The following is a 22,691-nucleotide window of genomic DNA, read 5'->3' as shown; positions in this document are numbered from 1 at the left end:
CTTTGTCTTGTTCATTGTGAACGTGAGAAGCTCGCTTTTTCTCCTTAAGGAAATGAGTGTATAAGAATGACTGCGATATATATTCACATCCCATTTTGCGAACATATTTGCTACTACTGTGATTTTAATAAGGTTTTTCTGGAAGGGCAGCCAGTTGATGAGTATGTAGATTTGCTCATTAAAGAAATGGAAATGGTAACCGCGAAGCATGCAATGGATCCGGTGGAGACTGTTTTTGTTGGTGGGGGGACACCGACGACTTTGACGGAAGCTCAGCTGTCAAAACTTTGTTCGGCCATTCAGCGTCTTTTCCCGATTGCGGAGAACGCAGAATTTAGTTTCGAGGCGAATCCTGGAGACCTGTCGTTGAGTAAGTTACAGGTGATGAAAGACTATGGTGTGAATCGTTTGAGTATGGGAGTTCAGAGCTTTAACAACGACTTGTTGAAGAAAATCGGTCGGATTCATACGGTGGATGATGTGTATCAATCGGTGAATAACGCGAAACAGGTGGGTTTTGAGAACGTGAGTATTGACCTTATTTTCAGTTTGCCGGGTCAGACGGAAGCGGATTTTGAGGATACGTTGACAAAAGCTTTGGATTTGGATTTACCGCATTACTCTGCGTATTCGCTTATCATTGAGCCAAAGACGATTTTCTATAATTTAATGCAAAAAGGGAAGTTGCTGCTTCCTGGTGAAGATGCTGAGGCTAATATGTACGAGAAACTGATGACCACGATGGAGCAACACGGGCGTAAGCAGTATGAAATTAGTAATTTTGCTAAGCCTGGTTTTGAAAGCAGGCATAATATTGTTTATTGGAGTAATGAGCATTATTTTGGGTTTGGCGCGGGGCTCATGGTTATGTTGGTGAAATGCGTTATGCTAACTACGGTCCGCTGAAAAAATACATGCAACCGCTCGAAAAGAACGAATTGCCGACTTTCCAACAAAAAGAACTGACATTGAAAGAAAAGATGGAAGAAGAAATGTTTCTTGGCTTGCGAAAAGTAGCGGGTGTCGATAAAGCGCATTTTCAAGCTAAATTTGGGCAACCACTAGATACGACTTTTGCGCGTGCGCTTGATAAAACGGTTGAAAAAGGCTGGTTAGAATCTACGCCAGAAAGTGTTCGGCTTACGAGGCGTGGGCGCTTTCTGGGGAATAATGTTTTCCAAGAATTTTTATAGGAGCACTGGATTTCGGCTAATTACTACTTTAGTCTGAAATCGAGTGTTTTTTGTTGACAGTAGACGGTCATAGTGGTAAATTTATAATTGTATTTAGCACTTAAACCTATCGAGTGCTAAAAAGAGGTGATAGATATGTTAACCGAGAGGCAATTGCTAATCTTTCGTGCCATTATCGACCATTTCATCGAGACTGTGCAACCAGTTGGATCTAAGAATTTGCTAAAGGAGAACAACTTGCCATTTAGCTCAGCGACGATCCGCAATGAGATGAGTGTTCTGGAAGAGTACGGATTTATTGAAAAAACGCATTCTTCATCAGGACGAATTCCTTCTGAGAAAGGATATCGTTTCTACGTGGATTATTTACTCGAACCGCAGAAATTGAAGAAGCAGGATATTATATCCATTCAATCGCTCTTTTCGGAGACGTACTTTGAAATGGAGCAGCTTATTCAAAAATCCGCGTTGATGTTGTCCGATTTGACGAATTATACATCAATTTTACTCGGGCCGGCCTCTAATCAGAATCGATTGAGTGGTTTCCGTTTTGTACCGATTAATAGGAACCAGGCGATGCTGATTCTGATTACGGATCAAGGTCACATTGATAATCATGTGGTGACGATTCCGGAAACGATGACGCCGAGTGATATGGAGCGGGTTGTCAACATTTTAAATGAGCGTTTGGTGGGTCTTCCGATTGATCAAATGAATTCGATGATTCCAGCAGAAGTGTCAGATTTACTACGAAGCAATGTGGTAAATCATGAGTTAATGCTTTCGATTTTGAAGGATTCGTTCCAACAAGTTAGTAAGGAAAAAGTGTATTTTGGTGGCAAAACGAATATTTTGAATCAGCCGGAATTTCACGATTTTGCCAAAGTTCGCGAGTTGCTACGGTTGATGGATCAGGAAAAGGATGTGTACCAGCTTTTTTCTGACATACCTCAAGGCCTTCATGTAAAAATTGGTACGGAGATTAACAACCATTTGATGGACGATTGTAGTATTATTACTGCGACGTACAGCATTGCCAATGAGCATGTGGGAGGCATCGTCCTCCTCGGCCCTACGCGGATGGAATATGACCGCATGATGGGCTTGGTTGATCTAGTAAGTCGGGATTTAACAACTGTATTAACAAGGCTTTATCATGATAATCAAAAATAGAAGAGGTGACAAACATGTCTGAACAAAAAAAATAAAAAAAGAAAAAGTAGAGCAAGAAATTGAAAAAGAAGCGGCCGAGGAATTGAATGTTATAGAAGAAGATATGGAAGTTCACAATGAACAAGTAGAAAATAAAGAAGAAGTTGTTTTGACAGAAGATGAGAAGCGTTTGCTTGAATTAGAAGAGAAATTAGCGACATCGGAGGATCGTTATTTACGTCTGCAAGCTGATTTTGAGAATGTGAAGAAGCGCAATGTTGCAGAGCGCGCGGCGAATCAGAAGTATCGTTCGCAAATCATCGCGGAGGAACTTTTGCCAGCGCTTGATGGTTTCCAAAAGGCACTTGATACGCAGAGCGACTCAGAGCAAATGGAAGCACTTTTGACGGGCATGAAAATGGTCTATGGTCAAATTATGACTGCGCTAGAAAAGGAAGGCGTAGAAGCAATTCCAGCACTCGGTGAACAATTCGATCCGAACTTCCATCAAGCAGTGATGCAAGACAGCGATGGCTCGAAAGAAAGCAATGAAATTACGATGGAACTGCAAAAAGGATACAAGTTGAAAGACCGCGTTATCCGTCCATCGATGGTAAAAGTAAACCAATAAAACAAGAATCCAGTCGCATAATTGTGGCTGGTAACAATAGGAGGAAATGAAATTATGAGTAAAATTATCGGTATTGACTTAGGAACTACAAACTCTGCAGTAGCAGTATTAGAAGGCGGAGAAGCAAAAATTATTCCAAATCCAGAGGGCGCGCGTACAACACCATCTGTTGTCGGCTTCAAAAACGGCGAACGTCAAGTTGGGGAAGTTGCGAAACGTGCAGCGATTACAAACCCAAACACGGTAGCTTCAATCAAACGCCACATGGGTACGGATTACAAAGAAACGGTAGAAGATAAAGATTATTCACCACAAGAAATCAGCGCGATTATTTTACAATACTTAAAAGGTTACGCAGAAGATTATCTTGGTGAAAAAGTAGATAAAGCGGTTATTACAGTACCAGCTTATTTCAACGATGCGCAACGTCAAGCAACAAAAGACGCTGGTAAAATTGCAGGCCTTGAAGTGGAGCGTATCATCAATGAACCTACTGCAGCAGCACTTGCTTATGGTATGGACAAAATTGACAAAGACCAAACGATCCTTGTTTTTGACTTAGGTGGCGGTACTTTTGACGTATCTATTCTAGAACTTGGCGATGGTGTATTCGAAGTTCACTCAACAGCCGGCGATAACTTGCTAGGTGGGGATGACTTTGACCAAAAAATTATTGACTTCCTAGTTGCAGAATTTAAACGCGACAACGGTATTGACCTTTCACAAGATAAAATGGCGTTACAACGTTTAAAAGACGCTGCTGAAAAAGCGAAAAAAAGATTTATCTGGTGTAACAAGCACGCAAATTTCTCTACCATTTATCACAGCTGGAGAAGCTGGCCCACTTCACTTAGAAGTAACGCTTACTCGTGCTAAATTTGATGAATTAACGCATGATTTAGTAGATCGTACAATTGCACCAACGCGTCAAGCATTGAAAGATGCAGGACTTTCTGCTAAAGATATCGATGAAGTTATCTTAGTTGGTGGATCAACTCGTATCCCAGCTGTACAAGAAGCAATCAAAAAAGAATTAGGCAAAGAGCCGCATAAAGGGGTAAACCCAGATGAAGTTGTAGCGATGGGTGCTGCGATTCAAGGTGGCGTCATTACTGGTGACGTGAAAGACGTAGTACTTTTAGACGTAACACCGCTTTCCCTAGGAATTGAAACAATGGGTGGGGTAATGACTCCGCTTATCGAACGTAACACAACGATTCCAACATCAAAATCACAAACATTCTCGACAGCGGCTGACAATCAACCAGCAGTGGATATCCACGTATTACAAGGTGAGCGCCCAATGTCGAAAGATAACAAAACGCTTGGTCGTTTCCAATTAACGGATTTACCACCAGCACCACGTGGCATTCCGCAAATCGAAGTTTCTTTTGATATCGATAAAAATGGTATCGTAACGGTTCGCGCGAAAGACCTTGGAACGGGTAAAGAACAAAACATCGTGATCAAATCTTCTTCAGGTTTAACAGACGAAGAAATTGAAAAAATGGTGAAAGATGCAGAATTAAATGCGGAAGAAGATAAGAAAAACAAAGAAAACGCAGAACTTCGCAACAATGCCGATCAATTAGTGTTCACTGTTGATAAAACACTGAAAGAGCTAGAAGGCAAAGTAGATGAAGAAGAAGTGAAAAAAAGCAGAAGCGGCTCGTGATGAGCTCTCAGAAGCACTTAAAGGGGAAGACTTTGACGCAATCAAAGAAAAAACTGAGGCGTTAAATGAAATTGTGCAAGCTCTTTCCGTTAAATTGTACGAGCAAGCAGCGGCAGAACAACAAGCAGCACAAGGTGAAAACCCTGAAGCTGGTACTGCAAACGACGATGTTGTAGATGCTGAGTTTGAAGAAGTAAATGACGACGATCAAGAGAAAAAATAAAGAACTGATGCGTAGAAGAGAGTCAAAGTCTAACTGGCTTTGGCTTTTTCTCGGTTTTTGAAAGAAATCATGGTTTTACTTCGCTAAAACATGTGTTACAATACGTTAAGAGAAATACGAGAGAACAAGGAGTGAGACGCAAAAAATGGCAAAACGTGATTATTATGAAGTGCTTGGCGTTTCCAAAGGCGCCTCAGCAGATGAGATAAAAAAAAGCTTATCGTAAATTATCCAAGCAATTTCACCCGGATATTAATAAAGAAGCTGGCGCTGATGAGAAATTCAAAGAAATATCCGAAGCATATGAAATTCTAAGTGATGAATCAAAACGCGTGCAATATGACCAATATGGACATGTCGATCCAAACCAAGGATTTGGCGGTGGCGGTTCATACGGAGGCGGGCGGTTTTGGTGGCCAAGGTTTCGGTGGGTTTGAAGATATTTTCGACACTTTCTTTGGCGGCGGCGGTTCGTCTCGTCAAGACCCGAATGCACCGCGTCAAGGTAGTGATTTACAATATAGGATGCATTTGAAGTTCAAAGAAGCGATTTTTGGTAAAGAGGCTGAGATTGAGATTCCTCGTGAAGAAAGCTGTGACACGTGTGATGGAAGCGGCGCTAAACCAGGAACGCATCCTGAAAAATGTTCGCATTGTGGCGGTAAAGGCTCGGTTAATGTTGAGCAAAATACGCCATTTGGTCGGATTGTTAACAAGCGTACGTGCCAATATTGTAACGGTACTGGGAAAGAAATCAAGGAAAAATGTGACACATGTCATGGCTCAGGTCGCATAACGAAAACGAAAAAAAATCAAGTTAAAAGTGCCTGCTGGCGTGGATGATGGGCAACAAATGCGCGTTGCTGGTGAAGGTGAAGGCGGCGTGAATGGCGGACCAAACGGTGATTTATATGTTGTATTCTCTGTCGCTCACGATGAATTCTTTGAACGCGAAGGCACAGATATTTACGTCGAAGTTCCGCTGACATTCGTTCAAGCAGCACTTGGTGACGAAATCGACGTTCCGACCGTCCATGGTAAAATTCGCTTGAAAATCCCTGCTGGTACACAAACGGGCACGACTTTCCGATTGCGCAACAAAGGTGTGCCACATCTTCGTGGCAATGGAACCGGAGATCAACACGTTGTCGTCAAAATCATCGTTCCGAAAAAACTGGACGAGAAACAAAAAGACATTTTGCGTGAATTCGCGACAGCAACAGGCGATAAAGTGGATGAAAACAGTGAAGGCTTTTTCGATAAAATGAAACGAGCTTTCAAAGGATAAATAGCGAAAGAGGCTCAAGTATTGCTTTTATAGTCATACTGAGCCTTATTTTCTGAAATGAGGTGGAGAAAATGAAATGGTCAGAGATTGAGATTCATTCTGTAAATGAGGCGGTAGAGCCGATTACATATGCTCTCAACGATTCGGGAGCAAGCGGTGTTTCGATTGAGGATTCGGCCGATTTGACGCGCGAGCATGAGGATCGTTTCGGCGAAATTTATGATCTGCAAGCGGAGGATTATCCAGCGGAAGGGGTGATTATCAAGGCGTACTTTTTAACGACGGATGATTTTTTGAAAATGGTGCCAGAGATTGAGGCGCGAATCCGTGGTTTGGTGCAGTTTGAAATTCCGCTTGGGGATTTAACATTTCAGGTCAATGAGGTGAATGACGAGGAGTGGGCAACGGCTTGGAAAAAATATTATCACCCAGTCAAAATCACGAATCGGATCACAGTTGTTCCAACGTGGGAGGACTATACACCAGAAAACGAGGATGAAATGATTATCGAGTTGGATCCTGGCATGGCATTTGGAACAGGGACGCACCCAACGACGCAATTATGTGTGCAGGCACTTGAAAAAATCGTGAAACCTGGCGACGAAGTAATCGATGTTGGGACTGGTTCAGGCGTGCTGAGTATTGCAAGTGCAAAACTAGGTGCGAAAAGTGTCTTAGCGACGGATTTGGATGAAGTAGCCGTACGTGCAGCTCGGGAAAATATTGCGCAAAATCATTGTGAGGATATTGTAACGATTCAGCAAAATGATTTATTAAAAGGCATCGACCAAAAAGCGGATGTTATTGTGGCGAATATTTTAGCGGAAGTTATCCTGATGTTTCCGAAAGATGTTCACGCAGCATTGAAGCCAAATGGTGTTTTTATCGCGTCGGGAATTATTGAACCGAAGCGTGAAATCGTGAAAGAGGCGTTGATTGAAGCTGGTTTGACGGTGTATCATGTGGAACAAATAACGGATTGGGTAGCTATTTACGCCAAGCGAGGTGAATAAGAAGGATGCAACGATATTTTATTGAGGAAGTCAAAGATGAAACGGCGATTATAACGGGCGATAATTTTCATCATATTGTTCGTGTGATGCGGATGAAGCTGGATGATCAAGTTTACCTAGTCACACCAGACGAGCGTACGGCGATTGCTGGGATTAGTGAGCTAGGAGAAGACTTTGTACGCTTAACGGTTTTATCGTGGAAGAGCGAGTCTACAGAGCTTCCTATCGACATCACGATTGCTAGTGGCTTGCCAAAAGGCGATAAACTGGAACTGATTACCCAAAAAGGGACGGAGCTTGGCGCGAAGCATTTCGTGTCATTTCCTGCAAAGCGTTCGATTTCCAAATGGGATGGCAAAAAAGCGAAGAAAAAAGTGGAGCGTTTGGATAAGATTGCTTTGGAAGCTGCGGAACAATCGCATCGTAGTTTTGTACCGAAATTCCAACATGTAGAATCTTTCCAAGTCCTGATTCAGTCGCTTGCTGATTATGATTATGTCGTGGTTGCCTATGAAGAGAGTGCCAAAGAGGGTGAAACCGCTGCGTTAGCCACAGTTTTCAACCAGATGAAACCAGGTGAATCCATGCTTGCCATTTTTGGGCCAGAGGGTGGTTTTTCGGTGGAAGAGATCGATAAGTTGGAAGCGAACAAAGCGCTCAAAGTGGGGCTAGGTCCGCGAATTCTGCGTACTGAAACGGCGCCATTTTATTTTTTAGCAGCAGCTTCCTATGCGTTTGAACTTTCCTGAAATGGGTATAGGAGAATAAATCGCCGACTGTTCTGAAAATAAATTAGTGAAAGTTAGCGATTTCATGTTGACTCGCCCAGCGGATTAGTTTATAATTTTTAGTGAGTGAATGCAAATAGTATGTGCATTACTTTGGAATCATTCACAAGCTAATCTTGTGCGAGGTTTCCAAATAGCTTAGGGCATCCTTGTCCATTTAAGTGTCGGAGGGAGGGAAAGAGAGATGTCAAAAACAGTAGTTCGTAAAAACGAATCGCTTGAAGATGCTCTTCGTCGCTTTAAACGTACTGTTTCCAAAACAGGTACAATGCAAGAAGTTAGAAAGCGCGAATTTTATGAAAAACCAAGCGTAAAACGTAAAAAGAAATCAGAAGCAGCAAGAAAACGCAAATTCTAATCGAAGGGACGAAATCAAGCATGAGTCTCCTTGACCAACTGAATGAGGATATGAAACAAGCGATGCGCGCGAAAGAGAAAGAAAAACTTTCCGTTATCCGCATGTTGAAAGCGGCTTTGCAAAATGAAGCCATTCGTCTAGGTACAGATGATATATCTCCCGAAGACGAAATTACCATTCTTTCCCGTGAAATGAAGCAACGTCGTGATTCTTTAGCTGAATTCAAGAAGGCAGATCGAGCTGACCTTGTTGAGAAGCTAGAAGATGAGATGGTTATCGTGCAAAGTTATTTGCCGAAGCAACTTTCCGAGGAAGAAGTCGCTGAAATTGTAAAAGTTACGATCGATGAAGTTGGTGCAACATCCCAAGCCGATTTTGGTAAGGTGATGGCCGCTGTCATGCCGAAGTTAAAAGGTAAAACAGACGGAAATGTAGTTAACAAATTCGTGAAACAATATCTTTCATAAACAAGATCAAAAGAGTCAGTTCGCTGGCTCTTTTTTTGATGGGATTGATTAGACAAAATGGCTACCAAATCCAAAAATAAATCGCCTTGATACATAGGCACGCCGAATAGTACCAAAATCCTGCGCTTTCGTGTATAATATAGACACACGAAGTTAATTTTAGAGTGAAGGGGTTATTTGAATGCCAACAGATCATGAGAATATAAAAATGGGCTTAGCGGAAGGTTTTGATGCTAGGGAACTGTTTGGGAATAACGATGCACATATTACTTTAATTGAAGACGCGTTCGAATTGCAGATTATCACTCGCGGGGAATCGATAACGCTACAAGGGGCAGAGATAAACGAGGCACATGGGGCGGCGGTTTTGGAAGCGCTAATCAGTGTCATTTTAAAAGATATTCATGTGGATGAACGGGATGTTACCCAAGCGATAAAAATGGAACAGAACGGGACTGTGGAATACTTTTCTAGTCTCTATGACGAAGAAATTACGGTGAATGCGAAGGGTAAAATGATTCGCCCTAAAACATTCGGACAACGCAAATATGTGCGTACGATTGATAAATATGATGTGGTATTTGGAATCGGGCCTGCTGGAACGGGGAAAACCTATCTCGCTGTGGTGAAGGCAGTTGCGGCTTGGAAAAAGGGAACCGTGAATAAAATTATTTTGACGCGCCCAGCTGTTGAGGCTGGGGAAAGCCTGGGTTTCTTGCCGGGTGACTTGAAGGAAAAGGTAGATCCTTATTTGCGACCGGTGTACGATGCTTTATATGATATTTTTGGTGTGGAGCATACCACGCGTTTGATGGACCGTGGTGTGATTGAGATTGCACCACTTGCTTATATGCGTGGACGGACGCTTGATAATGCGTTTGTTATTTTAGATGAGGCGCAGAACACAACAGTGGCACAGATGAAGATGTTTTTGACGCGTCTTGGCTTTGAATCCAAGATGATTGTGAATGGGGATACGACGCAAATTGACTTGCCTAAAGGGGCTACGAGTGGGCTTGTGAATGCAGAGACAGTTTTGCGAGATGTGAAAAATATCGGGTTTGTGTATTTTGAGCATTTTGATGTGGTGCGTCATCCGCTTGTTGCTGAGATTATTAAAGCTTATGAAGGTAAGTTGAAGTGAGAAGAATGTAAACGAAATGGGGGTACATATGAAGCCTACGAAAAAATGGACAGATTGGTATTATAGAACGGGAAAAAGGTACTTAACACCAGTCATTTTAATCGTCTTATTCATTGTTGCCTTCGTGCTTATTTGTCAAATGGTGAAGCCAGAATCATATAATGTGAAATTATTCGAAGTGGCGCAAAAAAACAATTCGCTCGCCGCAAACAATTGAAGATACGCAAAAAACGGCGGAAGAACAGGCAAAAGCTGCTTCTGACGTAGAGGATGTCTTTGTATTCAATCGCGAGACGGCGCAGAACCGGGAATCGCTTGTTAGATCGCTTTTTGCGTATGTTACAGAGGTGAACCGTGAGGCAGCGATAAATGATGCTAAAAATAATAAAATGACATCGCTTGATCAAAAATTGGGCTCTTTAAAAGGCAAATTGTCAAAAGATGTATCGGAGAACATTACGGACGGTGTCAATGCAACGATGCTTACGACACTGCTTCAAATGAATGCGAAAGACCTGCAAACGGTTGAAAAGGAAGTTATTAATGCGCTTGATGTGGCGATGGATCAAAGTGTACGTAAAGATAATTTGACAGACGTTAAGGTCAGCGCGCGCGATACGATTGAGTTGTCCAATTTGCCAACAAGTTATAAAGGGGTTGCCAAAGCGATTCTGTCCTATGCGATTGTACCTAATGAGGTTTACAATGCCACGCAGACGGAAGATCGGCGTAAAGAGGCCTCGGCCAACGTGATTCCGGTTAAAATTTTGCAAGGGCAAGTTATTGTGCAGGAAGGTCAGATTATCGATCGGGAAATCTATCGTCAGCTGGCATTGTTGCATTTATTAGATCAGAAAATGCCGATTAAACAGTACGCCGGATTTGGGCTGTTGTTGTTGTCGCTCGGCGTGATGCTGTATTTCTTTACTAACAAACAGAAAAAATTGGATAAAGAGCAGAAAAACCAATATGTGCTTGTCTTTGCATCTGTATATATTGCAATATTACTTATGCTGATGATTATTCGCTTTTTGGAGGGCGTCGATATTAGTAATATTTCATTCTTATTCCCGGCGGCGTTTGGGCCGATGATTATCAAGATTCTGCTCAATGAAAAGTTCGCTTTTATGATGACGATTTTCACTTCGGTGACGAGTTTCTTTGTTTTCCAGAGTGATGCAACGGCTGCGGTGAATGTGACTGTTTCGACCTTTATTTTACTTAGTGGGCTCGCGAGCATTGTTGTTTTAAGGGATTACAGTCGTCGTTCTGCGATTTTACTCGCTGGTTTTGTGGTTGGACTAGCGAACATGGCTTTTGTTTTCTTGCTTTTATTAATTAGTAATACGGGACTGCTCACGCTTGCATTTTGGATACCAGTTGGCTATGCTTTTCTAGGCGGTATTGGATCATTTGTGCTTGGCATTGGTATGATTCCGCTGTTTGAGACGGTGTTCGGGATACTTACGACGAGCCGCTTAGTGGAGCTTGCGAATCCAAACCATCCATTATTGAAAAAAATTATGATGAAAGCACCAGGAACGTATCATCACAGTTTGATGGTGGCTAATCTCGCGGAGGCTTGTACAGACGCGATTGGTGGCAATGGATTGCTCGTTCGAGTGGGGTGTTTTTATCATGATATTGGTAAGACGATTCGACCGCCTTATTTTGTGGAGAATCAGTTGCACGGGGTTAATCCGCATGACCGACTGACGCCGGAGCAGAGTCGCGATATTATTATTGCGCATACGACGGATGGCGCTGCGATTTTGCGAGATAATCATTTTCCGCAGCCGATTATCGATATTGCGCTACAACATCATGGGACGACGCTTGTGAAGTATTTTTATTACAAGGCAAAAGAGGAAAATCAGGATGTTGCAGAGGCCGATTTCCGTTATCCTGGGCCCAAACCGCAGACGAAAGAAATTGCGATTATTAATGTTTCCGATAGCGTGGAGGCGGCTGTTCGTTCGTGCGAGGCGCCAACAAAGGAAAAAATTAAAGCGATTGTAGATGGGATTATAGATGACAGGGTGCAAGACAAGCAGTTTGTGGCGTGCGATATTACGTTTCAAGAGATAGAGGTCGTTCGATCAACACTATGTTCGACGCTCAACGGAATTTATCATCAACGTATTCAATATCCTGATGATAAGTAAGGAGGAAGACGATGACTTTAGAGCTTGATTTAATAGATGAAACCGAAGAATTGGAGCCAGATGCGTTGGACTTGGTCGAGGGATTGCTACAGTTCGCAGCGAAACGACTTGAGATTCAAGAAGATAGTGAATTGGTTGTAACATTCGTTGATAATGCGCGGATTCAAGAGATTAATCGTGATTATCGTGAGAAGGATCAACCGACCGATGTGATTTCGTTTGCGCTAGAAGAAATGGGTGATGGCGAGACGGAAATTGCATGGGATGAAGATATGGATGCGCCGCGTATTTTGGGAGATATCATTATTTCCACGGAGCGGGCGTTAGAACAAGCGGACGAGTACGGGCATGGATTCGATCGCGAATTAGGTTTCTTGGCGTTACATGGGCTGCTACATCTCCTAGGATACGATCACATGGAGCCAGAGGATGAAGACGTGATGTTTTCATTACAAAGAGAAGTGTTGAATGCTTATGGACTCGAAAGATAAAGTAAAAGTCACGAGCAACCGACGTTTCAGGAAATCATTTATCCATGCCGTTACAGGTGTTAAAACAGCGATTTTAGAAGAACGCCATATGCGTGTCCATATTACTGCTGGAATGATTGTGATTATTTGTGGTGTTTTTTTCAAAGTAACAAAGATAGAATGGCTATTTCTAATTTTCTCGATTTTCAACGTATTGACATTTGAAATGATTAATACGGCGATTGAGCGCGCAGTGGATGTGGCGACAGAAGACTTCCATCCCTATGCAAAAAAAAGCGAAAGACGTCGCAGCAGGAGCGGTTTTACTAGTTTCGATTTGCTCGGCGATTATTGGACTCTTTATTTTTATACCAAAATTATTTTAAAAGGAGTTTTTTAGGATGAAAGAAAATAATTTAATTGATCTGGCAAAACAAGCGCGTGAAAATGCGTATGTGCCCTATTCTAAATTTAAAGTTGGCGCGGCTTTGGTGACGACGGAAGATGAAGTTGTGCTGGGCTGCAACATCGAGAACGCTTCTTATGGCTTGACGAATTGTGCGGAGAGAACAGCGATTTTTTAAAGCTGTCTCGGAGGGTAAACATGATTTTAAAAAATTAGTCATTGTGGCGGATACAGAAGGTCCAGTTGCTCCATGTGGTGCGTGTCGTCAAGTGATTAGCGAGTTCTGCGCACCAGAAATGCCAGTAGTTTTAACAAATATGAAAGGTGATACTGTGGAAGTTACCGTTGGGGAACTGCTACCAGGCGCCTTTACACCGGGGGATTTAAATAAATGAGTGATGTTTTCAAATCAGGTTTTGTGGCGATTGTCGGCCGTCCCAATGTAGGTAAATCGACTTTATTGAACCAAATTATCGGGCAAAAAATCGCAATCATGAGTGATAAAGCTCAAACAACGCGTAATAAAATCCAAGGTGTGTATACGACAAATGATGCGCAAGTCGTGTTCATCGATACGCCCGGGATTCACAAACCGAAACATAAGCTAGGCGACTTCATGGTGAAAGTAGCGCTCAACACGTTCCGAGAAGTGGACATGATTTTCTTCGTGATCGACGCTGACGCTGGATATGGTCGTGGTGATGAATTTATTATTGAAAAGCTAAAAAGAGTCGAGGAAACACCAGTTTTTCTATTGATTAATAAAATTGACTTAGTAGAGCCAGAAGCCTTGCTAGACTTAATTGCCAAGTATAGTGAAATGCTTGATTTTGAGGAGATTATTCCAATTTCGGCGTTGCAAGGAAATAACTTGGGGACGTTGCTTGAAGAGACGACGAAACATTTGGCTGAGGGGCCGATGTATTATCCAGCCGATCAAGTAACCGATCATCCAGAACGATTCATCATTTCTGAGCTGATTCGTGAGCAAGTGCTGAAGTTCACGCATGAAGAGGTGCCACATTCCGTTGCGGTTGTGATTGAAGGAATTGAAGTAAATCCGGAGACGCACAAACTGCACATTATGGCGCAAATTATTGTAGAACGCAGCACGCAAAAGGGGATTTTGATTGGTAAACAAGGGCAAATGTTGAAACAAATCGGCATGCGCGCGCGTAAGGAAATCGAACTTTTGCTAGGATCAAAAGTGTATTTAGAGATTTGGGTAAAAGTGCAAAAAGGTTGGCGTGATAAAGAACATTTCTTGAATGACTACGGCTTTGACCACGATGAATACTGATAAACAAAAAAAACGAACCGACTTTTTAGAGTCAGCTCGTTTTTTACTGCATTCTTATTTTATACTACCACTCCATGATACATCGTAACAGACAACATGGAACGGACCATCACCATAAACGTCGAAATAAATCTCCTTTGTCACTTTGGTCCCAGGTTTCACCACGACGCGCCAGTCTTCTTTATACGCGTTATCGCCCTCGAGTCCATCGTTATCATAAATGAGAAAATCATCGGCATAGTAAGTAGTCGAGCGAACATCTTTATTTTCAATCGTCACAGTGGCTTTTACGTAATAACCAGCCATCGGACTATGGAATTCTTTGTCACCCGCCCACTTCTCGATTTTTGTGACGTTGACAAACACATTATCCCCTACTTCAGCCGCTTGCCCAACTTTGTACTCGGTGTATTCGTCTGAAAAATAATCGTAATCCTCATCATAATAATCCTCAGAATCGTCGTAAGGGTCGTCTTCGCCATCCGTATCATCATAGGTCGAGCCATCCATCAAATCATCATACATCATCGAACGCTCACCAATCATGTCGTTAGAGTAACCCCCACTAAAAATAAGGCTAATGGCAAAAAACCCCACAAAAAATAATCCCAAGAAAAGTTGCGGAGGAAGTCATAATTGCTCCAAGCATCTTGTTTTTCCTAACTATCAGTAAAATAATACCGACAATCAGCGCGACTAAGCATAAAAATAAGAAGAATCCAGAAAATAAAATCAGTGCTACCATCATGTGAAAAACGCTCCCTTTTTATCGTAATATTACCATTGTACAATAGTGCGGGCATTAAATAAACGAAAATCTGCCTTTTTTTCAAATTGGTGTTGTATAATAGAGTTTGAGGAGTGAATCGAGATGGAAAAATGTGAAGGAATCGTCATTCGAACGACCAATTACCGTGAATCTGATAAAATCGTTGTCATTTATTCGAAGGAGTATGGCAAAATTGGTTTAGTCGCTCGTGGCGCGAAAAAAAACGAAGAGTCGTCTTGCTGCTGTGACACAATTATTTACAAATGGTGTCTTCACTTTTTACCCGAATCGTGGGTTAGGGACTTTGCAACAAGGGGAAGCGATTACCTCTTTTTCATCTATCCAGACCGATATTTTTCTGACGGCCTATGCGACCTATGCATGTGAATTACTTGATAAAGCGACAGAGGAACAGCAAGCGAATGGTCCACTCTATAACCTTTTTTATCAAATAATTCACCATATTGATGAAGGATATGATCCTCAGGTGTTGACTCAGATTTTTGAGATGAAGATGCTTTCGGCGCTAGGTTTATATCCAACGATGGATCGGTGCGCGATTTGCGGACAGACGGAAGGACGGTTCGATTTTTCAGCGTATGCGAATGGTATTGTGTGTCATCGCTGTTTTGAACGCGATAGATACCGACTTCATATGACGGAGAAATCGGTGAAGCTGATGCGTTTATTTTATATTTTCCAATTGGATCGCCTTGGTAATATTGATGTGAAGCAGGAGACAAAAGACGAGGTCCAGCGCGCGATTGACACTTACTATGAACAGTATTCAGGCCTGTATTTGAAGAGCAAGAAATTCCTTAATAATATGAAAAACTGGGATGAACTTTTAAAAGACCCAAAGAAAAAAGAAGATGAAGATTGACTTTCTGCTCAAAATGCGGTAAATTTTAAGGTATATACAAATAGGTGCAACGACGGAAAAATAGTACTAAAAAGCTCTTTTCTAAGCGAGTTCGGAGATGGTGTGAGCCGAACGTGAATCTTTTTAAGAAGGCCTTCCCGAGCACAGACGAAATCAAGGTGGGATTTGAGAATACCCTTTCGCGAAGACATAAAAAACGCCAAACCCATTTTTTAAGCGGGTAGGACGTAAATGCGGCTTTACACAAATCGAGCGCTTGTCGCCGATTTACACCGGGTATAATCTGTCCAAGTAGGGTGGAACCGCGAGATAACTCTCGTCCCTATGCTTTTCTTTTTTAGGAGGCATAGAGACGAGGGTTTTTATATGCCTAATTTTATGGAGGTGGATTTGATGAATTTACAAACGATGATCCGAACGTTGCAAGATTATTGGTCTGAACAAGGTTGTATTATGTTGCAATCCTATGATGTGGAAAAAGGTGCGGGGACAATGAGCCCGTATACATTTTTTAAAAGCGATTGGTCCTGAGCCGTGGAAAGCGGGTTATGTGGAGCCTTCTCGCCGTCCTGCTGATGGTCGTTATGGGGAAAATCCGAACCGTTTATTCCAGCATCACCAATTTCAAGTGGTGATGAAGCCGTCACCGGATAATATCCAAGAGCTGTATCTGGGTTCGCTTGAAAAGCTAGGTATTAACGCGTTAGAGCATGATATTCGTTTTGTTGAGGACAACTGGGAAAATCCATCGCTTGGTTGCGCTGGACTTGGTTGGGAAGTTTGGCTTGATGGGATGGAAATCACGCAATTCACGTATTTTCAGCAAGTCGGTGGATTAGAATGTTCGCCTGTTACATCAGAAATTACGTATGGTTTGGAGCGTTTAGCATCCTATATTCAAGAAAAAGAAAACGTGTTTGATTTGGAATGGACGGATGGCATTTCGTATCGCGATATTTTTTATCAGGCGGAATTTGAGAACTCGAAGTATGCATTTGAGACGTCGAATGGCGATATGTTGTTATCGCTTTTTGATACGTATGAACGCGAGGCAGGTCGTCAAATGGAAGAGGGACTTGTTTTTCCGGCGTATGATTATGTGTTGAAATGTTCGCATACATTTAACTTACTCGATGCAAAAGGCGTTGTTTCGGTGACGGAACGCGCGCAATATATCGCTAGAATTCGGAACTTAGCTCGTCGTATTGCGAAAACTTTTTACAATGAGCGTGAAAAACTAGGATTCCCACTGTTGAAAGAAAAGGAGGGCGCAGATCATGAGTAAAGATTTTCTATTGGAGATTGGTTTAGAGGAAATGCCAGCGAAATACATTACTGCGTCTGTGAAACAACTACAAGAACGCGTTGAAAAATGGCTTGCAGAGAATGATTTGGAATATAAAACAACAGAAGTTTATTCGAGTCCACGCCGTTTATCCGTGATCGTGAAAGACTTAGCTGAAAAACAAGCGGATCGTGTGGAAGAATCGAAAGGGCCTGCCAAAAAAAATTGCGAAAGATGCGGAAGGTAATTGGTCAAAAGCGGCGCAAGGCTTTGCAAGAGGCCAAGGTGTTGATCCTGAAACATTAGAATTCCGTGAAATTAACGGTGTGGAATATATTTATTTAGAGAAGGAAGTAAAAGGTTCGGCGACGATCGCTTTATTGCCAGAGATGCGCCAAATCGTTACTTCGATGACGTTCCCAGTTAGCATGCACTGGGCGGCCTATGATTTGAAATATATTCGACCGATTAAATGGTTGATTGCGTTGTTTGGTGATCAAGTCATTCCGTTTGAAATCACGAATGTAGCGACTGGAAATGAGACGCGTGGACATCGCTTCTTGGGCGGTTCTGTGGCGATTTCGAATCCGGCTGATTATGAAGAAGCGCTTTTGAGCCAGTTTGTGGTCGCGGATGCAGCGAAACGAAAAGCGGCGATTGTGAGTCAAATTGAGGAAATCGAAGCGGTAGAGAACTGGAAGATTCCTGTCGATGCGGATCTTTTGGAAGAGGTTAACAATCTAGTCGAATATCCGACGGTTCTGCATGCTACTTTTGATGAGGCGTATTTGGAGTTGCCTGAGGAAGTTCTGATTACAACGATGAAGGAGCACCAGCGCTATTTCCCAGTGGTTGATGAGGCAGGCAAGTTGCGCCCATACTTTATCACAGTTCGAAACGGAAATCACGAACATTTGGAAACCGTTGCGAAAGGTAATGAAAAAGTACTGCGTGCACGCCTATCTGATGCGGATTTCTTCTATCAAGAAGATTTGAAAATCACGATTGACGAAGCGGTTGCCAAACTGAACAATATCGTTTTCCATGAAAAACTAGGGACATTGACGGAAAAAATGGTTCGCGTGAAAAAAGTGGCGCTCATTATCGCGGAACAATTACACATGACAGAGGCGCAAAAAGTGAAAATCGCGCGTGCTGCGGATATTTATAAATTTGACTTAGTGACGAATTTAGTCGGTGAATTCCCTGAATTACAAGGAATCATGGGTGAAAAATATGCGTTATTACAAGGCGAAGATGCGGAAGTGGCAACGGCGATTCGGGAGCATTATATGCCAACATCGGCGGACGGTGAACTGCCACAAAGTGATATCGGTGCATTGCTCGCTGTTGCGGATAAGCTAGAAACATTGACTGGATTTTTCTGTGTGAATATCGTGCCAACTGGTTCGGCGGATCCATTTAGTTTACGTCGTAGTGCGCTAGGAATTATGCGGATCATTCAAGCGAAAAACTGGGACATCCGATTGCTTAGCATTTTAGCGGATACGGTAGAAATCGAGCGTGCAGAAGGTCTGAACACAATTCCAAGTGAAGAGGTTTTTGAGCAGGTAGAATTATTCTTGCAAAATCGATTACGCGCAATCCTTTCTGATCAACAAATTCGTCATGATATTATTGATGCGGTGGTCAAAGCAGGTAGCAATGTTGTACCGGAGCTGATTGAGCGTGCGGAGTTGTTAAACAAAAATCGCGATGCTGAGTGGTTCCGTCCAACAATGGAAGCTCTTGCACGTGTTGTCAATATTTCTAAAAAACATCAAGGTGGCGATGTGACTATCGATCCCGGTCTTTTTGAAAATGAGTCAGAACAGCAGTTATTTGATGCGGTACAGAAGCTAAAAATGGATTATCCGACACTGATTATCGTGGATAGATTGCGAGCTTTTGCAGCGTTACGAACAGCAATTGATGCTTATTTTGAGAATACGCTTGTGATGAGTGACGATGAAGCGGTTCGGAATAATCGCTTGGCATTGTTGTTTGAACTGGCGAGCTTTATCAAGGAATTTGCCCAGATCGAAGAAATAAACGTGAAATAAGAAACTTTTTAATTAAAGGAGCTAATGACTATGACGCAACCAGCAGTATACGTCGTTTCGGATTCAACGGGGGAAACGGCAGAACTAGTAACACGCGCAGCTTTAATGCAATTTGGTAAGAGCCCGCAGTTCATTCACCGTTTTCACCATGTGGATACACCGGATATGATTGAGGAAATTGTTGATTTAGTGGCGGTGAACAATGGGATTATCGTGCATACCATCGTTGTTGAGGAAGTGCGTGAGGAACTGAATAAAACTGCGAAAAGTTTCGGCGTTCCGATTATTGATATTTTCGGACCGCTTCTGGCGCAGTTGGAAAAAACGTATCAAATTAAGCCGCTTTCTGAGCCTGGAATGGTGCGATCGCTTGATGAAGCCTATTTCCGAAAAGTTGCGGCGATTGAATTCGCAGTGGAAAATGATGATGGTCGGAACCCACGCGGTTTGTTGCAAGCGGATTACGTATTAATTGGGATTTCACGCACTTCGAAGACACCACTTTCGCAATATTTGGCGCTCAAAGGCTTGAAAGTAGCGAATGTCCCGATTGTTCCAGAAGCACAAGTTCCAGAAGAGCTGTTCGAAATCGATCCAAATAAGATTATCGGCTTAAAAATCAGCAAGGAAAAATTGAATCAGATTCGTGAAAAACGACTGGCTTCGATTGGACTTAGCGGGGTTGGTAATTACGCGAGTCATGATCGAATTGACGCGGAGCTGGAGATATTTACAGAACTCACGAATAAGCTTGGTTGTTACGTCTTAGATGTTACTAATAAAGCGATTGAAGAGACGGCAAACGACATTTTAATGCATATCGGTGAAATTGTTGATGAAAATTTAGAATTATAGAAGGAAAATCAGATTTTATGGCGAATATATATATTATAGCGATTAAAACGGTGGAAATTCTTGTTTTGATCGCCTATAATATATTTTTGCGTGTGGGTAAGTGTTTTCTCCAAATATAACAGTGAATAGATATTAGGAGGGACAAACATGAAGATTTTTATCGATGCAGATGCTTGTCCTGTGAAGGATGAGATACGTGAACTAGCGAAGAAGTACGATTTGCCAATGACTTTTGTGGCATCATACAATCACTTCTCTGTGAATTTGCCCGCGGGTGAAGAATGGGTTTTTGTCGATACGGATAAGGAATCTGCGGACATGCGCATACTTAATTTGGCGAAGAGCGGCGATATTGTGGTGACCCAAGATATTGGGCTTGCTAGCATGTTGATTGCGAAAGATGTTGCTACTTTTTCTAATCGTGGGGAGGAATATCGTGAGAGTGAAATGGCAATGATGCTTGATATGCGATATTTGCACGCGAAAGAACGTAGGCAAGGTAAGTATAGCAAGGGCCCACGAGCGATGAGTTTTCAAGATAACGAGAATTTTCTACAGAAGCTGGATACGTTTATAAAAGCGAGGTTATAATAGAAGATGCAACGGATTCCAGAAGAAAAAATTGATGAGATACGTTCCCAAGCAGACATTGTGGACGTGGTTGGAAGTTATGTTCAGCTTAAGAAGCAAGGACGTAACTACACGGGGCTTTGTCCTTTTCATGGTGAGAAAACACCATCCTTTTCGGTATCACCTGAGAAACAGATTTTTCATTGTTTTGGGTGTGGTAAGGGAGGCAATGTTTTTTCCTTTTTAATGCAGATTGATGGGCTTTCGTTTGTCGAGTCGGTGAAGAAAGTGGCTGACATGGCGCATATTCCGTTAGATATTGAGATATCTTCTGGTGACGGAACGCCTGCAAATCGGCCGGATAGTCAAGAAGGTAAGATGATTGAAATCCATCAATTGACAAGTAAGTTGTATCATTATTTGTTGATGGAGACCGAGGAAGGGCAAGAAGCTTTACAATACTTGCTTGATCGGGGAATGTCGGAGCAGGAATTAGATCATTTTGAGATTGGTTTTGCACCGGCAGATGCATTGACAGTAACCACTTTTTTGAAGAAACGCGAGGTTGATTTGCCGCTTGCGGTGGAATGTGGGTTGCTTACGGAGCGCGATGATGGTAACATAGTAGACCGGTTCCGTAATCGGATTATGTTTCCGATTAAGAATGACCGCGGACAAATGGTCGGTTTTTCGGGTCGTCTTTTTAATCAAGAGGATGGACCGAAATATCTGAACAGTCCGGAGACACCGATTTTTAATAAGCGAAATATCCTCTATCATTTTTCTGATGCGAGACAGGAGATTCGTAAAAAAGAGGAAATCCTGTTGTTGGAAGGATATATGGATGTTATTTCTGGTGTTTCGGCGGACTTTCAGAATGGCGTTGCCTCGATGGGAACATCGCTAACCGAGGAGCACGTTCAGATGATTCGACGTGTCACGAACCGAGCGATTATTTGTTATGATGGTGATCGTGCGGGTATTGAGGCGAGTTTCAAAGCTGGGACGCTACTGGCAGAGCAGCACCGGTTAGAGGTTTTTGTGTTGCAATTGCCAAATGGGAAAGATCCGGATGATTTTATTCGTTCAGAAGGGGCAGAGAAATTTGCAGAGGTCTATGCACATCAACGCTTGAGCTGGACGGCTTTTAAACTGCAATTTTTGAGACGGAATCGTAATCTTCAGAATGAAACGGATAAAATTGCCTATTTAGGTGAAGCGCTCGTTGAAATTGGTAAATTGGATCAAGCTGTGGAGCGGGAGCTTTATTTGAAACAGTTAGGATCGGAATTTGAGTTGTCGATGGAAGCGCTGAAACAGCAGTTACAGCAATCTGTTGCGACGACAGTGAAGCCGAAGACGCGTGACTACGGGGGACCTCCGCCAGAGGATTTTGGGGATTATCCTGTTTATGATAGCGGTGGTGGACCTGTTTATGAGGGATTTCATTTTCAGCAACCAACACAAGCACCATCTGCGGGTTTGACTTCAGAAAAGCGCCTGTTGAAATATATGCTGGAAGATCGAGATGCATTCATTCAAATTCGGAATATGATGCAAGAGCAGGAAATCGATTTTTATCATGATAATTATCAAGCGTTATATACGCATTTAATTGGGTTTTATGCGTCTGGAAATGATGCGAATCCGCTCGCTTTAATGGATCAACTTCCTAATGAGGTGTCGCGAAATTTAGTCAGTGAACTCGAAATGATGGTTGTAAATACAGATGTAACCAACGAAGAGTACCAAGATTACATTTTCAGCTTAAGAAAAGCCGGCATTGAACGGGATATTAAAGAAAAAGAGCAGCAGTTATTAGTAGCCTCGCAACAGGGGGAGATGGCGCTGGCGTTAGAACTAGCCAGAACTATCACGACGATGCGGGCTGATTTAAAACGCAATATTTAAGGCAAAACAATTCACTCGAAAATAGAATCATGCACCGGCGCAATGTTTGGCTCTATAAAGGGGTCAGCGTGTGTCAGGTGTT

Annotated in this window: 15 protein-coding genes and 8 pseudogenes; 22 read left to right on the top strand and 1 reads right to left on the bottom strand. The window is 42.5% G+C overall.

Annotated elements, in window-relative coordinates; translation table 11 throughout:
* The first annotated feature begins 66 nt into the window (after positions 1-66).
* The 16 genes and pseudogenes from hemW to era all read left to right on the top strand — a co-directional run bounded on the left by hemW (position 67) and on the right by era (position 14,273).
* Positions 67-1,193, top strand: a pseudogene (gene hemW / locus PCORN_RS13680) (radical SAM family heme chaperone HemW).
* A gap of 135 nt (positions 1,194-1,328) precedes the next feature.
* Positions 1,329-2,366: a heat-inducible transcriptional repressor HrcA gene (gene hrcA, locus PCORN_RS13675; protein ID WP_036081685.1), complete on the top strand. Its 1,038-nt coding sequence runs from the start codon at positions 1,329-1,331 to the stop codon at positions 2,364-2,366.
* Between the two features lie 31 nt (positions 2,367-2,397).
* Entirely contained in the window at positions 2,398-2,976 is a 579-nt protein-coding gene (grpE, locus tag PCORN_RS13670; RefSeq protein ID WP_036081683.1) for a nucleotide exchange factor GrpE, read from the top strand.
* Positions 2,977-3,030: 54 nt separating this feature from the next.
* Positions 3,031-4,874, top strand: a pseudogene (gene dnaK, locus PCORN_RS13665) (molecular chaperone DnaK).
* Positions 4,875-5,019: 145 nt separating this feature from the next.
* Positions 5,020-6,162 (top strand): annotated as a pseudogene (gene dnaJ / locus PCORN_RS13660) (molecular chaperone DnaJ).
* A gap of 71 nt (positions 6,163-6,233) precedes the next feature.
* The gene (gene prmA, locus PCORN_RS13655) at positions 6,234-7,175 is read left to right on the top strand and encodes a 50S ribosomal protein L11 methyltransferase (protein ID WP_036081681.1); all 942 of its coding nucleotides are present in this window, start codon (positions 6,234-6,236) and stop codon (positions 7,173-7,175) included.
* Between the two features lie 5 nt (positions 7,176-7,180).
* Positions 7,181-7,924: a 16S rRNA (uracil(1498)-N(3))-methyltransferase gene (locus tag PCORN_RS13650; RefSeq protein ID WP_036081679.1), complete on the top strand. Its 744-nt coding sequence runs from the start codon at positions 7,181-7,183 to the stop codon at positions 7,922-7,924.
* A gap of 223 nt (positions 7,925-8,147) precedes the next feature.
* The gene (gene rpsU, locus PCORN_RS13645; RefSeq protein ID WP_036061859.1) at positions 8,148-8,321 is read left to right on the top strand and encodes a 30S ribosomal protein S21; all 174 of its coding nucleotides are present in this window, start codon (positions 8,148-8,150) and stop codon (positions 8,319-8,321) included.
* 20 nt (positions 8,322-8,341) lie between these two features.
* Positions 8,342-8,788 (top strand): GatB/YqeY domain-containing protein, encoded by a 447-nt coding sequence (locus tag PCORN_RS13640; RefSeq protein WP_036081677.1) that lies wholly within the window; start codon positions 8,342-8,344, stop codon positions 8,786-8,788.
* Between the two features lie 208 nt (positions 8,789-8,996).
* Positions 8,997-9,932 (top strand): PhoH family protein, encoded by a 936-nt coding sequence (locus tag PCORN_RS13635; protein ID WP_420912041.1) that lies wholly within the window; start codon positions 8,997-8,999, stop codon positions 9,930-9,932.
* Between the two features lie 28 nt (positions 9,933-9,960).
* A complete protein-coding gene (locus PCORN_RS20905) occupies positions 9,961-10,149 on the top strand; it encodes a hypothetical protein (RefSeq protein WP_277620202.1) in 189 nt (62 codons plus the stop codon).
* Positions 10,127-12,097 carry an HD family phosphohydrolase gene (locus tag PCORN_RS13630; protein WP_338151783.1) on the top strand — a complete coding sequence of 657 codons (1,971 nt, stop codon included), beginning with the start codon at positions 10,127-10,129 and terminating at the stop codon, positions 12,095-12,097. Before PCORN_RS20905 ends, PCORN_RS13630 begins: the two co-directional genes overlap by 23 nt.
* An 11-nt stretch (positions 12,098-12,108) precedes the next feature.
* A complete protein-coding gene (gene ybeY, locus PCORN_RS13625) occupies positions 12,109-12,588 on the top strand; it encodes an rRNA maturation RNase YbeY (RefSeq protein WP_036081673.1) in 480 nt (159 codons plus the stop codon).
* A pseudogene (locus PCORN_RS13620) lies at positions 12,566-12,953 on the top strand (diacylglycerol kinase family protein). The gene ybeY and the pseudogene PCORN_RS13620 overlap by 23 nt, the downstream one beginning before the upstream one ends.
* Positions 12,954-12,968: 15 nt before the next feature.
* Positions 12,969-13,368: pseudogene (locus tag PCORN_RS13615) on the top strand (cytidine deaminase).
* Positions 13,365-14,273: a GTPase Era gene (gene era, locus PCORN_RS13610; RefSeq protein WP_036081671.1), complete on the top strand. Its 909-nt coding sequence runs from the start codon at positions 13,365-13,367 to the stop codon at positions 14,271-14,273. The pseudogene PCORN_RS13615 and the gene era overlap by 4 nt, the downstream one beginning before the upstream one ends.
* Positions 14,274-14,327: 54 nt before the next feature.
* Here the strand turns inward: era and PCORN_RS13605 are convergent, their stop codons facing one another.
* A complete protein-coding gene (locus tag PCORN_RS13605; RefSeq protein WP_036081669.1) occupies positions 14,328-14,819 on the bottom strand; it encodes a DUF4352 domain-containing protein in 492 nt (163 codons plus the stop codon).
* Positions 14,820-15,144: 325 nt separating this feature from the next.
* Between PCORN_RS13605 and recO the strand changes: the two are divergent.
* From recO to dnaG, 6 genes and pseudogenes are all read left to right on the top strand, one after another.
* Positions 15,145-15,925 (top strand): annotated as a pseudogene (recO, locus tag PCORN_RS13600) (DNA repair protein RecO).
* Between the two features lie 393 nt (positions 15,926-16,318).
* Positions 16,319-17,210: pseudogene (gene glyQ, locus PCORN_RS13595) on the top strand (glycine--tRNA ligase subunit alpha).
* Positions 17,203-19,273 (top strand): annotated as a pseudogene (gene glyS / locus PCORN_RS13585) (glycine--tRNA ligase subunit beta). The pseudogenes glyQ and glyS overlap by 8 nt, the downstream one beginning before the upstream one ends.
* Before the next feature lie 30 nt (positions 19,274-19,303).
* Positions 19,304-20,128, top strand: a complete 825-nt coding sequence (locus PCORN_RS13580) for a pyruvate, water dikinase regulatory protein (RefSeq protein WP_036081663.1) — start codon at positions 19,304-19,306, stop codon at positions 20,126-20,128.
* Between the two features lie 147 nt (positions 20,129-20,275).
* On the top strand, positions 20,276-20,719 hold the full coding sequence (locus PCORN_RS13575) for a YaiI/YqxD family protein (RefSeq protein WP_036081660.1): 444 nt from the start codon (positions 20,276-20,278) through the stop codon (positions 20,717-20,719).
* Between the two features lie 6 nt (positions 20,720-20,725).
* Positions 20,726-22,609, top strand: coding sequence for a DNA primase (dnaG, locus tag PCORN_RS13570; protein WP_036081658.1), 1,884 nt, complete (start codon positions 20,726-20,728; stop codon positions 22,607-22,609).
* Positions 22,610-22,691: the final 82 nt, after the last annotated feature.

This window comes from Listeria cornellensis FSL F6-0969 (assembly GCF_000525855.1).
Lineage (GTDB): Bacteria > Bacillota > Bacilli > Lactobacillales > Listeriaceae > Listeria_A > Listeria_A cornellensis.
This window is presented reverse-complemented; position numbering and strand designations above follow the sequence as displayed.